Genomic DNA, 12,805 nt, shown 5'->3' with positions numbered 1-12,805 from the left:
TCATTTCGCGTTCGCTGGGCCAAGTCAACCCGACAGCCCAACAGGATAGGCCAACCGGGCAGGCCAATCGGACAGGCCAACCCGCCTTGCGGAGCGGAACAATTCGGGTTAGGGCCATAGGGCCAGCGACGCGCCAGCCGAGTTTCCAATTTGGGGTGTCTCATGTCGCGATCTTTTCTGACATCTCTGCTGTTCTGCCTCTTGCTGCTTGCCGTGGCTGTTCCGTTGTCCCTGCGCCTTGGCGCGGCTGAGATGCCGCTTGCCGCACTTCTGGAGGACTCGAACGGCATTTTCGCCTCCCGTCTCTTTCGCACGCTCTGCGGCGGTGCGGTCGGGGCGGCACTTGCAGTCTCCGGCCTGATGCTTCAGGCGCTCACCCGAAATCCTCTGGCCGATCCGGGGATCACCGGCATCAACGCGGGTGCGGCGCTTTCGGCCATCGCTTTGGCCTATTTCTTTCCGGGGTTCGGTGGGGGGGCGGTTCTGATGGCTGCCAGCCTCGGGGCGGGGTTCGCGGGATTTGCGCTTTGGCGATTGGCGGGGGGTGTCTCGGCCACTGGCGCGGATGGGATCGCGCTGCGCCTGCCTCTGGCGGGATTGGCGATCGAGGCGCTCTGCCTCTCGCTCGCCTCCGCCCTGATCCTGACCGATGCCGAGATGCAGGCGCGCTATCTGCGCTGGCTCTCCGGATCGATCCCGGCCGTGGCGCGGGGCGAAGCCCCGGCGCTTTTCGCCATCGCAGCGCTTTTGACGACCGGCTTTTTCCTCTGTGAACGGCTGGAGCTTTTGCGCCTCGGTGCGGCGGTCAGCGACAGCCTCGGGCGCAGCCCCACCCGCACCATCGCCCTGACTCTCATCCATGTCACGATCCTGAGCGGCGCGAGCGTTGCCATCGCAGGCCCTCTGGCCTTTCTCGGCCTTCTGGTGCCCTTCGTGGCACGCGGGCTGACGGGAGGCGTGCTGCGCCTCGCTTATCTTATTGCCGTGCCTTTGGGGGCCGCTGTTTTGATCTTCGCGGACACCGCGGGACGCATCATTGCCCGCCCCGGCGAGGTGGACGCGGGCATTCTCGCCGCGCTGATGGGTGGGCCGGCGCTCATCCTCGTGCTGCGCCGTGTGTTGGGCCATACGCGCGGGAGGGGGGCGGTGCTATGAGGCCGGTGTTCACCCTCACTGTTGCCCTGATCGTCATTGCTCTTGCGGCGCTGTGCGGCGGGCGGGACTGGCTCAGCCTGCCGGAGTTGTGGCAGGCGGCGCGAGAGGGGGATTTTGTCCTGACCGTACTGCGCGGCCCCCGCGTGGCGCTGGCCATCGGCGCAGGTGCGGCGCTTGGGCTGGCGGGAGCATTGATGCAGGGGCTGACGCGCAACCCGCTTGCCACGCCGGATGTGATCGGTCTGGTGCAAAGCGCGGGTCTGGGTCACATGATCGCGCTGTCTCTCGGCCTCTCGCTGTTTCTGGGCGAAGCGCTCGGGGCTGCATTGGCCCTGATCGCCGTGAGCACGCTGGCGCGTGGGCAGGGGCCTGTGGCCTTTGTGCTCTACGGCATCGGGGTCGGGGCCACCGCCTCTGCTGCCACCACCGTCATGTTGCTGCGCGCCCCGGATGCGGAGGTCAGTCAGATGATGATCTGGCTTTCCGGTTCGCTGGCGCGCAGCGCGATGACGCAGGCCGTGTCGCTCTATCTGGTGCTCGCCGGAGCGCTTCTCGTCGTGATCTGGCAGGCGCATCGGCTGAACACGCTCTGGCTTGGCGATGAGACCATGCGCGGGCTTGGGGTCGATCTCCGGGCGATGCGTCTCTTGGTGTTGGCGCTTGTGGCGCTTTTGACGGCGGCGGCGACTTTGGCGGTCGGTCCCATCGGCTTTCTCGCCTTCACCGCCGCGCCTCTGGCCCGTGCCATCACGGGCGCAGAGCCGCCCGCGCTGATCCCTGCGGCGCTCATGGGGGCTTGTCTTTTGACTGGAGCCGATCTCATCGCACGGCTCATCGCGCCGCTTGTGACCCTGCCCACGGGGCTGGTGATGACATTGATCGGCGCGCCTTATCTCATCTGGTTTCTCGCCCGTGAAAAACGGAGACTTACGGTATGACCACGTCCTTGTTCGACATTCGCGACCTGTCGCTTACCCTCGGGACGCAGGTGATTTACGATGGTTTTTCCGCCAGCCTGCCAGACGTCGGGCTCACCGGCATCATTGGCCCGAATGGCTGCGGGAAATCCACGCTGTTGCGGTGCCTCGGCGGGCTTGTGTCGCCCGATGCTGGCATGGTGGAACTGCGCAAAACGCCGGTCTCCGAGATGCCCGCCGCGGCGCGGGCGCGGCGCATTGCGTTCCTAACGCAGGAGCCGCCGCAGCTTTCCGACATGACCGTCGAAGGGTTGGTGGCCAAGGGGCGCACGCCCTGGCGGCGGCCGTTTTTGCCGCCGACGCAGGCGGACCGCGAGGCCATCACCCGCGCACTCGATGCCACCGGGCTGGGCGATTTGCGCGCCCGGTCGCTGGTCGCGCTGTCCGGCGGACAGAGGCAAAGAGCATGGATCGCCATGGCGCTTGCGCAGGAGACGGAGGTGATCCTGTTGGATGAGCCGACCTCCTATCTCGATCTGCCGCATCAGATCCGGCTCATGCATTTGCTGCGCGAATTGGCGGATCGGGACGGGCGGCGGATTGTCGTCGTGCTGCACGATCTGACACTGGCGGCGCGGTTCTGCGATCATCTTCTGGCGCTCTCGGGCGGGGTCTGCGTCACGGAAGGCGCGCCCGGTGAAGCCGTCACGCCCGATGCGGTGGCGCGGCTCTACGGTATCGAGGCGGAGGTGCATCCTGATCCGGTGTTTGGCCGCCCTGTCGTCTATCCGAAACAGTGAAAGAGGGGGAGCCCACCTATGGAGATGGTCGATGTTGTGGAGCATTTCACCACAGAGTACTGTGGCGTGCTCCCCATGCAAAGGAGTGTGCGAAATGACCACTAAAGAGCAGGCCCAAGGCCAAATATGGTCGCCCGGCGGCATTCGCTATTTCGATCTGGCCGACAGTGTGACGGGGGACATCCGTCGCGTGTTCCTCTGGACCCCGCCGGGAGATGTGCCTGAGGCGGGTTGGCCTGCGCTATGGCTTTTGGACGGCAATGCGGTGATCGCGACTGCGGTCGATGCGATGCGGGCGCAGGCGTTCTGGCCCATGGGGACGAACCTCGGTTGGGGCGCTTTGATTGCTGTCGGCTATCCGACGGATGACGCCTATGACAGTTTTCGGCGCAGCTGGGATCTCGGTCCGCCCCCGGGGCGGAGCTATCCGCCGTTTCGCGAGGGCGGTCCTGAGGTATGCACCGGGGGTGGTGCCGAAATGGCGCGGTTTTTGATTGAGGATGCGCGGGATTTTTTGGTCGGTCACATCCGGCTCGACCTCGAAAATCAGTCGCTCTTTGGACATTCTTTCGGCGGGTTGTTTGCGCTTTGGATGATGTTCACGCGGCCCTCTGCCTTTCGCAACATCATTGCCGCCAGCCCGGCGATCACCTGGGAGGACAGTTTCCTTCTGGCGCATCTCGAAGGGTTTGATCCCTCCGGTGCGGTCCCGCGCGTACATCTGTCTGCGGGGGAGTGGGAGGGCGAACGTCTTGCCCCGTTTCAGGAACACGGGCCCGAACGTGAGGCCCGTCTGGCCGAGAAAACGCGGACCCGCACCATCGCTGCGGCCTGCGAGATGGCAGAAAAGCTGACGCGCAAAGGCTGTGAGGTTGGCTATGAGACCTATGCGCAGGAAACTCACATGTCGGTTCTGCCGGTGGCGGTAAACCGGGCGCTGCACTGGGCCTTCGCGCTGGATCGTGCGGCTTTGCCGCTCTGGCCAGTGCCTGCGAATGACGACGGCGATGTGTTGGAAGTCGCACTTTTTAAAAAGGGCCTCCATGCCTCATGACCTGTCTGATCAATCGCTATTGGCGTGCCATGAGGGGACTATGTCTAAATGGCCGAACATGCGGTGAAAGTCTGGTATGACGGGCCGCAGCGCTGCATACCATTGGTTGCGCCAAAGTCCGTTCAGGGCCGGTTGCACCATCGAGCCAACGCCCATGTCATCTAAGGCTTCAATCTTCTAGATCAGGAATGCTTGATGTTTGGATCGGTATTGCATGACGTGGCGGATCAATTTCTTTAGGCTTTATCCATTGATTGTGTCAAAGGTTGGCGACGATCCACATCTCCTGTTGAACGTCAGAGGAAAACGACCTGATCGTCAGGTTTGTGATCCAATCGGGTGATTTCGGTTTTTGGGCTGTTTGTAGAACGTCCTACGAACCTTACCCAACGGTCAGAGCGTGACCCAAATCGCCAAAACCAGCCCCCGCGCCCTATTCTCATTCGCGAAAAATCAGGACGGATGTGCGGACTGAACGCGATCAGCGCCTGTCCTGCGGGCCGATCTCTTTTCGGAGAGGATAGGCGAACTCGGGAGGGGCGAGGTAAGGCTCAAAAGTCAGATGAAAGTCGGTTGCTCTTATGGGGCGGCTTTCGGCCCATTCCGGGCATTCAGGCGGTCGTCTGGTATCCGACGGAACAGGGCGTACCGGTGCGCAAGGTGGTTGGTAACAAAGTCTTCGTCGGGGTACCCGTCGTCATGGACGCGCCGATATCGGGTGCCGGGCATCCGCTTGCTCTGCTTTCGCATGGCTATAGCGGGTTTTGGCGCAATCAGGCATGGTTGGCTGAGCAGCTGGTCCGCGCTGGCGGATCCGCGTCTGGGCCCAAATATCGACCCGAAACGGATATCGGTCATTGGGCACTCGCTTGGGGGCGCGACTGCCCTGTCTCTGGCCGGAGGTGTGCTCGATCCGCCTTTTTGCTCAAAGCCTGCGGCGATGACACCAGAAAGCTTCTTTGCAATCCCTATGGCAAGGGCGGGCTGACCGCGATCATGGCACCGGTCTCGGCCCGTGAACCAACCTATCATGGCCGCGCCGATGGCGGAGGCGTTCCTCGTCGGGTTTGCCGCAGGCTCCAAGCCTTGAGCAGGACGGAGCATCATGAGCTAAACAACGAACAAGAGAAGTCAAACTCCCTGAGTTCAGGTCATTTGACCTGCCTTCAGGTCCCAGACATGATGTTTCAAATGCGCAATGATTTTTTCCGCTTCATGCCGACGGTCTGGGAACCGCTGAGAGATGTGGATGTGCCGGGCAAGAGAAATCCGCCGCGCGGCGGTGATGCGGGACATATCGGGGAGAGACGCATGCGCGGCGTAACCGTCCAGAAAGGCCATGTCCCGTGCCGGGGTCCTGCCAAGCCCCTTATGATGCCGAAGCGCCACCTCATCGAGATGGGCAAGAAAGTTGCCGAGATCAATCGCCGGGTCCCCCATGGCCAACAGATCCAAATCCAGAAGCGCCACGCCCCCCGCCGAACAGATCACCTGATCCGGATAGAAATCCCGATGCAAAAGGACCGGTTCCGCCGGTGTTTCAAGACGCGCAATATCAGGGGCAAGCGCCCGTTCGACCGCCTGAAACGCCGAGATATTCTCTGGCGCACGCGCTTTCTCGGCTGCAAGGGCCTGTGTCAGGACGGCGCATTCCTGTGCAAGCGTCCAGTCGCGTGCGACCTCGACCCCACTGGTGTGCAACCGGGCCAGCGCCTCTCCGGTCTGCCGAAGGGCGTTGCGCAAAACGCCTTCTGACGTGCCGTTCAAGAGCAGACACGTCAGATCAGGCCCTTTTATTTCCTCTTGAAACCAAAGACATGCCTCTTTCATTTCTGCGAGGACAGCAGGAACCTGAACACCATGCCTGCCATCCAGCCCGGCCGCGCGCAGAGCAGACTGAAGCGCAGGCGTGCGGCGATCCGCGCGGCCAAAGCGCAATTTGCCATAGGCCGCACGCCCCTCGGTGTCGGCATAGCGGAAAATGGCTCTGCGACCGGGTTTCAGACGGAGACATTGCACCTCGTTCGGTGTCCAGCCAAGCGCGTCAGCGACGGTGGCGGAGGTTTGGGCGATATGGAACGCGGGCGTGCCCAGAGGGGCCAAAAGTGCTTCGACCCGTTGCAACAGCGCCGCGCAGCGCTCGGGCCAGTCCGGGTGACGATCACGGAAGGGTTCGATCAGCAATCCCGCGAGGGCGGCGGCGCGATGCGGGCGGATGTCCTCCGCTGTCATCCCGTAGCCGTCGAGAAACGCCTGGCTCAGATCTTGTCTTGTGCTGGGGTCGTAATCGAGCCGGGCCAGAAAGCTTGCGACATCGCACAGCGGATCGCCCGTTCCGGCACGGTCCCAGTCGATAAAACACACTGCGTCATCGGGGGTTAAGATCACCTGATCGGCGCTGAAATCGCCATGGCAAGCCGCGACCTTGGGACGACACGCGGCAAGATGCCCGGAGAGCCTCACGGCACAATGCAGGGCACGCGGGGCAAGATCGGGCAAAAGATCTGCCAGATCGTGCAGGGATCGAGACGGGTCGGTAAAGGGCAAAGGGCAAAGCCCGCTCATCGGGTGTCGGTGCAAGTCTGCCAGCCGAGCACCGATCCGGCGATAGAGCTCAGGGCTTGGACTGTGATCCGCCGCCCGCCCGGCCACCCATTCGATGTCAAGCGTCGCCTGTCTCGCATCACTGGCAAGCAGCCGCGCGCCACCGAAACCTTCGCCCAAATAGGCCCCGGCGCGGGCCCGATCAAAGAGACCGGGCGCGAAGGCCCGGCGCAACCCGCCGTAAATGCGTTGCACAAAGCGGCGGTTGGGTTTGAAGGTCACAAGACTGTCGGGATCGGCTTTGCGCAGTTTCCGGGCCGCCGGAATTTTCCTGTCGCGCCAGACCGGCAGGGCAACGAGGCAGGCGGCCACATCCCAAATCCCGTGTTTGCGCCAGTTCGGACGCGACAGATAATCCGCGAAACGCGCTTCGGGGGCGGTTCGCAGGACAAAGAATTGCCCGTCGGCGCGCCGAGCCGTGGCTGTGGCGTTCACCCCGGGCTTGTAGCGCAGATAGGTCAGTTCTGCGGGTTGCCCCAGAAGCCGGGCCACATGTTCGGGGTCCAAAAGCGCGGCCAGACCGGGCAAGCCGGGATCACGGGCGACAAGATCGCGGTCAGCCTTGCAGAGCATGTTTGCCTCCGCTCTGATGGGCAAACAAGCGGGCGAAACCGGTCTTTGTTGCGGCCAGACGGTCCGGCGTCCCGTCTTCCTGCACCCGACCGTCCCCCATCAAGATCACCCGATCGAAACAGCGCGCCAGCGTCAGGTCGTGGGTGATGATCAGCGTGGTTCGATCGCGCGCCAGCCGCAGGATCGCACGGCGAAGATGGGCTTCGCTTTCGGCATCCAGACCGACAGTTGGTTCGTCCAGCATGAGGATCGGGGTTTGACGCAGAGCGGCCCGCGCCAAAGCGATCCTCTGCCGTTGACCGCCAGAGAAATTCGCGCCGCGCTCAGCCACTTCGGTGTCATAGCCATTGGGCATGGCAGTGATGAAATCCTCCGCACCGGCAAGCCGCGCGGCGGCGCGAATGTCGTCGTCACTGACCTCCCGCCCTGCCCCAAGGGCGATGTTTTCCGCGACGGTTCCGGCAAAAAGCACCGGATCCTGCGGCAAAAAGGTGATCTGGGCACGCAGGCTGTCGAGTGTCACGGCATCGACCGGCGTGCCGTCAATGAGGATCGTGCCGCCCTGCGCCTCTCTCAGGCGCAGCAAGAGCCAGAAAATCGTGGACTTTCCGATGCCAGATGGACCGATCAGAGCAACGGACTGTCCCGGCGGTATATCGAGAGAGAAATCTTTGAGAACCTGCCGCCCGTCAGGGTAATCGAAGCCGACCCTGTCAAAGGAGATATGCCCTTGAAACACCGGGGCCGGGCGGGCCTCGGCACGGTCGCGGATCTCCGGTTCCGTGTCGAGCAGATCGAACACGCGTTCTGCGGCGGCAGAGGCCTTGGCAAGACGCCCGGAGTATTTCGCATAGTCTCGCAACGGCCGGAACGTGTTCTTGAGATAGGTCAGAAAAACAAGCAGATCGCCCGGTGTGAGCCGCCCCGCAAGCACCGCATGGGTCCCGAACCACAAGACGGCGGCTGTGGTCAGACCGATCATGACATCGACGCTGCGTTCCATCAGGGCGCCAAGACGCCCGGTCTTGATGCTGTCGCTTTGGCTGGCACCGTTGGCGGATTGAAACAGCCGTCCGGTGGCCTCTTCGAGGCGCAGCGCCTGTACGGATCGGATCGCACCAAGCATTTCAGAGGCGCTGTCGGCCAGACTGGCCTCGCGTTTGCGCTGTACCCGACTGGCGGTTTTGATGCGGTTGCCGATCCGCGTGGTCATCAAAAGCAGCACAGGCACCGGCAAAAGCGTCAGGAGCGCCAGCGTCCAGTCGAGCCACATCATCACCGCAACCATACCCGTGAGAATGAAAACATTGGTCAAAAGCGGCATGACGGCGGTGGTGGCGGTGTCCTTGAGCATGCCGACATCGCCGATCAGTCGCAGGGTTAGATCGCCCGGACGGGTGGTGTCGTGAAAGGCAGGCGGGAGCTTTTGCAGATGGGCAAAGAGATCGCGCCGCAAGCCGGTCAGCGCCCGACTGCCCGCCACGGCGAACAGACTTGTCGAAACGAATTGAAACAAGGCGCGCAAGCCGATGACAAGTGCCAGCCCCACGGCGCAGAGCGCGATAAAACCGTTGAGACCAGAGAGGGTCAGCCCACCGATCAGCGTGACCGTGAAAGGGCCTTCGGTCGGGGTGCGCACCACCCGGTCGATGATGAATTTGAGCGGCCAGGGTTCCAAAAGGCGCATGGCCGTGGCCATCAAAAGCGCCAAAACGCCGGAGATCAGCGTGCCGCGAGACCCGGCCAAATAGGGGCTGAACCGGCGCAACATGCGTATGAACGCAGGCAAAGCATCGCGCAGACGGTCTTTACGTTTGCCGCGCAGTTTCGTCGAACCGCCCATGATCACAGCCCCTCAGAGGGCATGGGCAGGTGGCTCCGTTCGAGTACGGTTTTGGCATTGGCCTGCCAGGTGTGATGGGCGATGACATGGCGGTGCCCTGCCTCTCCCATACGCCGTGCTTGCTCCGGGTCTTGCGCGAGCGTGGTAATAGCCTTGGCCAGAGCTGCGGCGTCATCGGGGGGGCAGATCAGGCCAGTGTCGCCATGCGTCACGATCCGGGCCAGATCGCCGACATCGCTGGCAATCACCGGCAGGCGCGCGCCCATATATTCATAAAGCTTCAAGGGCGAAAAATAGAACTCCTGAGCCGCAGAATAGGGCGCGATTCCGACATCCGTTCTGGCCAGCCAGTCCGGCACCGCGTCATGCGGGATCAACCCGGAAATCTCGCCGCCAAGCGCTGCGATCCGCTCAGAAAACCGCGCGCGCTCCGGTCCGTCGCCGACGATCAACAGACGAATATCGGGCCGTGTGGCCTGTAAAATCTCCATGGCGCTGACAAGCACATCGAGATCGTGCCAGGGTTTGAGACTGCCGACGAAGCCGACGGTAAAGGGTCGGTTGTCCTGACGTGGGCGGTCATACATCGCGGGGTCAATGGCGTTGGGCAGATGAAGCACATTTTGTGCCCCGTGATCTTGCGCATATCGGACGACCTGAGGGCTGACGGCGGCGACAAGGGCGGCGGACTGCATGGCCGCCTGCGTGGCCGTCAAACATTCCTGCGGCAAGATCATCTCGCGATGCCGTTGCTGTTCTTCCATCAGAGGCGCGTTGACTTCGAGCACGGAGGGGACGCCGGCCTCCCGCGCCCATGTCATCGCGCTGTGCGACAGAAGTGCGTGGCGTTCATAGACAAGGTCGAACGGCCCGGCGTCGCGCAAAATGTCCGGCAGGGCAAGGTCGAGCGCCATAAGCGCCTGCATCCGCGCCTCAGCGTTGGATTTCGACGGTAGAGAAAAAGGCACAACCGGCGTCGTCTCAAGCCCCTTCGGGCGTGTGCCCTCACAGCGGGGCGAGAACAGGGTGACCTCGGCCCCCATGCTCTGAAACGCGCGGACCATGGATTGCACATGCACAGAGGCCCCTTTTGCACCAAAAACCGGAATGCCGGGATCGAGGCAGATGTAAGCGATGCGCATCAGAGGCCTCCTTGAGCGGCCACAGCCCGATCATCACAGCGCAGCCTATCGAAAATCCGACCCAGTTCGGCGGCGTTCTTGTGCAGGTTGAAATCGGCTTCGATCCGCGCACGGGCGTTCCGCGAGAGCGCGGCACGCAGCTCGGCATCGCGCCAAAGCCGGGCAAGCTGATCAGCGAGATCGCGGGGATTGCCCTCCTGCGCCAAAAGCCCGGTTTCTGCCTGTGTCACCAGTTCAGGAATGCCGGTCACAGGGGTGGCGACGACCGGACAACCGAGCGCCATGGCCTCAAGCAGGACGGTCGGCATGCCATCGCGATTGCCGTCTGCCCCCACAATACAGGGACAGGCCAAGAGCGTCGCCTTTTGCATCGCGCGGATGATGTCGTCTTGCGGCATCGGACCGATCAGGTGCACGGTTTCGGACAGGCCGGAGGCGTCGATCTGGTCCTGTAGTTCCTGTTGCATGTCGCCGCCGCCGACGATCCGGCACGGCAGGCGCAGCCCCTTGTCGCGCAGGATGTGCAGAGCCTCGACAAGAATATGAAATCCCTTTTTTTCGACCAGACGCCCGACAGCCAGAATTTCGTGCGGCTGATCTTCCGGGGCGGACCAAGAGAAGGCGTTCAAATCAATGCCATTGAAAATCCGAACCAGCTTTTGGGGATCACAGCCCAAACTCTCGCTCAGATAGCGCACATTGTAATCTGAGACCGTGACCACCGCATCGGCATCGGCCAGCTTGAGCGGCAGGTGATGGTCCTCATCGTAATCGCAATAAATATCCTTGGCATGGAGCGTCACCGACCAGGTGATCCCGGCCAGAGCCGCGGCGATGCGGGCAACGGTGGCCGCCAGCGTGCCGAAATGCGCATGCAGATGGGTGATATCCCGGTTCAGACAGTCCAGCGCCAGAAGGATGCCCTGATAAAGGTCGCTCTCACTGCTTTCCGGGAACTGCATCATGGCCGTCATCGCCGTGGGGCGCAGGGCATAAAGCGCCTTTTGTGCCTCCCAAAGCGAGTCCTGTTTGCGCAAAGGCTGACGCAGGCGCGTCACGGGCGCACGTACTTTCGAGATGATATTCTGGAAATGCGTTTCCTCGACCGGACGCAGCGCAAAGATTTCGATCGCCCGTCCCTCGGCCTCATGGGCGAGGATCTCATTGACGACGAAAGTCTCCGAAAATCGCGGATAGCGTTTGACGACATAGCCGATCTTGCCAGTCGTCTGTGTTGGAAAATCAATGGGAGACGGGGAGGAGACGGTCATCGGAGAGCTTCTTTCAGTGCTGGGGAGGGGGTAGCGATCGACGGGGCCCGGGCGAGAATTTCGGCGGTACGGTTGCGGACCCGTTCAAACCCGCTCATATCGAGAGGGCGGGCGGGCCGCGCCGCTGCTTGCGGACGCGACAGCCACTGGCTCAGACTGTCGGGGGACAGATGTTCGGGCAAAAGCATATCCACGGCCCCGGCGCGCGACAGCCGTTCGGCCCGGATCACCTGTTCGCGGCGAGGGCGGGTGCGGGGGACGATGAGGGATCGTTTGCCAAAGGACAGCGCCTCGCACACGGTGTTGTAGCCGCCCATGGTGATCACGCGGTCGGCAGCGGCGAACAGGGAGATCGGCTCCGGCAGAAAGCGCAGGACCTGCATGTCGTCACGTTCGCCAATCTGGCGCGTCAGGGCGGCCTGATCCTTGCCGGGCATCTGCGTGCCGGTCAAAATGATGCCGCGCCGGTTCGGTGGCAGCGTCGTGCGGGCAAAGCTGTGGCAAAGATCGGCCCCGTCCTTGCCCCCGCCCACGGCACAGAGGACGAAGGGACGGTCGTCCTTGTCCGGCACAGACCTCGTGGCGGCCTCGGTGGCGCGGGGCAACGACAGACGATGACGTTGATCGAGATACCCCATGAAGCGGCTGCGGGCGCGGAAATCCGCGCTGAACCCATATTCTTTCGGCAGATCGAAAAAGGCGCGATCACCATAGATCCAGATCTCGTCAAACCAGTCACGCAATGCACGCTGGTTTCGTTGCCGGAGCCATTGCGCCCGCACGGTTTCCGGGCTGTCGATGATATCGCGCAGCCCGAGAATGACCCGGGCACGCCCGCGCTTGCGCAGCATTCGTAAAGCCGGATCTAGTTCGCCCTGACAGCCGCGCGGAACATTGTCGACAATCACCATATCGGGATCGAAAGCTGTCAAGGCCGCCTTGATCGTCTCGGCGCGCAGCGCCGCGATCGTGCGCAGATCAAGGCCAAGATGCCGGGCTTCATAGGTGCCCTCGGCGGTCTTGCCATAGGCTGGCAGGGTCAGCATGTCGACGCCTTCAGGGATATGGAATCCACCCGCCTCGTGCATCCCCGCAATCATCAGGATGTCGGGCCGGGGCTCGATGCTGCGCAGAGCCTGGGCCAACAGAAGATTGCGGCGCAGATGTCCAAAACCGACGGTGTCGTGGGAATACAGAACGATGCGCGGTGCACCGCCGTGCCGGGCGATTTTCGCACTGTTTTCAGAGAAATGTTTCATCGTCTGTTCCACCGATCCTTTTGCGGTTCCCGCAGGCGTATTGCGGGGCTGTTTTGCGTATCGGATAAGGTGGGCAGCCAAGATTGGAATTCAAATTAGAACTTTACGAGGCCACGCGCGTGAAGATTAGAAGTTTATAAGAATGCCGCCTCGGGTGCTGTGTTCTTCTGTCAGGTGAATTAAATCG

9 protein-coding genes are annotated in these 12,805 nt (G+C 62.5%); 4 read left to right on the top strand and 5 right to left on the bottom strand.

The features are described from left to right. Positions 1-162 precede the first annotated feature (162 nt). The 4 genes from V1471_RS11825 to V1471_RS11810 all read left to right on the top strand — a co-directional run bounded on the left by V1471_RS11825 (position 163) and on the right by V1471_RS11810 (position 3,926). A complete protein-coding gene (locus V1471_RS11825) occupies positions 163-1,155 on the top strand; it encodes a FecCD family ABC transporter permease (protein WP_434288981.1) in 993 nt (330 codons plus the stop codon). Then, positions 1,152-2,093: a FecCD family ABC transporter permease gene (locus V1471_RS11820; RefSeq protein ID WP_434288979.1), complete on the top strand. Its 942-nt coding sequence runs from the start codon at positions 1,152-1,154 to the stop codon at positions 2,091-2,093. Before V1471_RS11825 ends, V1471_RS11820 begins: the two co-directional genes overlap by 4 nt. Beyond that, positions 2,090-2,872: an ABC transporter ATP-binding protein gene (locus tag V1471_RS11815; protein ID WP_434288978.1), complete on the top strand. Its 783-nt coding sequence runs from the start codon at positions 2,090-2,092 to the stop codon at positions 2,870-2,872. Before V1471_RS11820 ends, V1471_RS11815 begins: the two co-directional genes overlap by 4 nt. Positions 2,873-2,966: 94 nt before the next feature. Beyond that, positions 2,967-3,926 (top strand): alpha/beta hydrolase, encoded by a 960-nt coding sequence (locus V1471_RS11810; protein ID WP_434288976.1) that lies wholly within the window; start codon positions 2,967-2,969, stop codon positions 3,924-3,926. A gap of 1,146 nt (positions 3,927-5,072) precedes the next feature. On the opposite strand, the gene V1471_RS11805 is transcribed toward V1471_RS11810, so the two are convergent. From V1471_RS11805 to V1471_RS11785, 5 genes are read right to left on the bottom strand one after another with little or no spacing between them, the layout of a single operon-like run. Then, positions 5,073-7,103 (bottom strand): phosphotransferase, encoded by a 2,031-nt coding sequence (locus V1471_RS11805; protein WP_434288974.1) that lies wholly within the window; start codon positions 7,101-7,103, stop codon positions 5,073-5,075. Then, the gene (locus tag V1471_RS11800; RefSeq protein WP_434288972.1) at positions 7,087-8,946 is read right to left on the bottom strand and encodes an ABC transporter ATP-binding protein; all 1,860 of its coding nucleotides are present in this window, start codon (positions 8,944-8,946) and stop codon (positions 7,087-7,089) included. Before V1471_RS11800 ends, V1471_RS11805 begins: the two co-directional genes overlap by 17 nt. Positions 8,947-8,948: 2 nt before the next feature. Beyond that, a complete protein-coding gene (locus V1471_RS11795) occupies positions 8,949-10,088 on the bottom strand; it encodes a glycosyltransferase family 4 protein (protein WP_434288970.1) in 1,140 nt (379 codons plus the stop codon). Next, positions 10,088-11,359: a glycosyltransferase family 4 protein gene (locus V1471_RS11790; protein ID WP_434288969.1), complete on the bottom strand. Its 1,272-nt coding sequence runs from the start codon at positions 11,357-11,359 to the stop codon at positions 10,088-10,090. Before V1471_RS11790 ends, V1471_RS11795 begins: the two co-directional genes overlap by 1 nt. Then, the gene (locus tag V1471_RS11785; RefSeq protein ID WP_434288968.1) at positions 11,356-12,618 is read right to left on the bottom strand and encodes a glycosyltransferase family protein; all 1,263 of its coding nucleotides are present in this window, start codon (positions 12,616-12,618) and stop codon (positions 11,356-11,358) included. Before V1471_RS11785 ends, V1471_RS11790 begins: the two co-directional genes overlap by 4 nt. Positions 12,619-12,805: the final 187 nt, after the last annotated feature.

It is taken from the genome of Celeribacter sp. SCSIO 80788 (assembly GCF_051054295.1).
In the GTDB taxonomy this organism is placed as follows: Bacteria; Pseudomonadota; Alphaproteobacteria; order Rhodobacterales; family Rhodobacteraceae; genus Celeribacter.
This window is presented reverse-complemented; position numbering and strand designations above follow the sequence as displayed.

What these genes read in the sequence shown, in the direction of transcription:
- V1471_RS11820 (WP_434288979.1), top strand. Translation starts at nt 1,152, where the DNA reads ATGAGGCCGGTGTTCACCCTCACTGTTGCCCTGATCGTCATTGCTCTT.
- V1471_RS11790 (WP_434288969.1), bottom strand. Translation starts at nt 11,359, where the DNA reads ATGACCGTCTCCTCCCCGTCTCCCATTGATTTTCCAACACAGACGACT.
- V1471_RS11800 (WP_434288972.1), bottom strand. Translation starts at nt 8,946, where the DNA reads ATGGGCGGTTCGACGAAACTGCGCGGCAAACGTAAAGACCGTCTGCGC.
- V1471_RS11785 (WP_434288968.1), bottom strand. Translation starts at nt 12,618, where the DNA reads ATGAAACATTTCTCTGAAAACAGTGCGAAAATCGCCCGGCACGGCGGT.
- V1471_RS11825 (WP_434288981.1), top strand. Translation starts at nt 163, where the DNA reads ATGTCGCGATCTTTTCTGACATCTCTGCTGTTCTGCCTCTTGCTGCTT.
- V1471_RS11815 (WP_434288978.1), top strand. Translation starts at nt 2,090, where the DNA reads ATGACCACGTCCTTGTTCGACATTCGCGACCTGTCGCTTACCCTCGGG.
- V1471_RS11805 (WP_434288974.1), bottom strand. Translation starts at nt 7,103, where the DNA reads ATGCTCTGCAAGGCTGACCGCGATCTTGTCGCCCGTGATCCCGGCTTG.
- V1471_RS11810 (WP_434288976.1), top strand. Translation starts at nt 2,967, where the DNA reads ATGACCACTAAAGAGCAGGCCCAAGGCCAAATATGGTCGCCCGGCGGC.
- V1471_RS11795 (WP_434288970.1), bottom strand. Translation starts at nt 10,088, where the DNA reads ATGCGCATCGCTTACATCTGCCTCGATCCCGGCATTCCGGTTTTTGGT.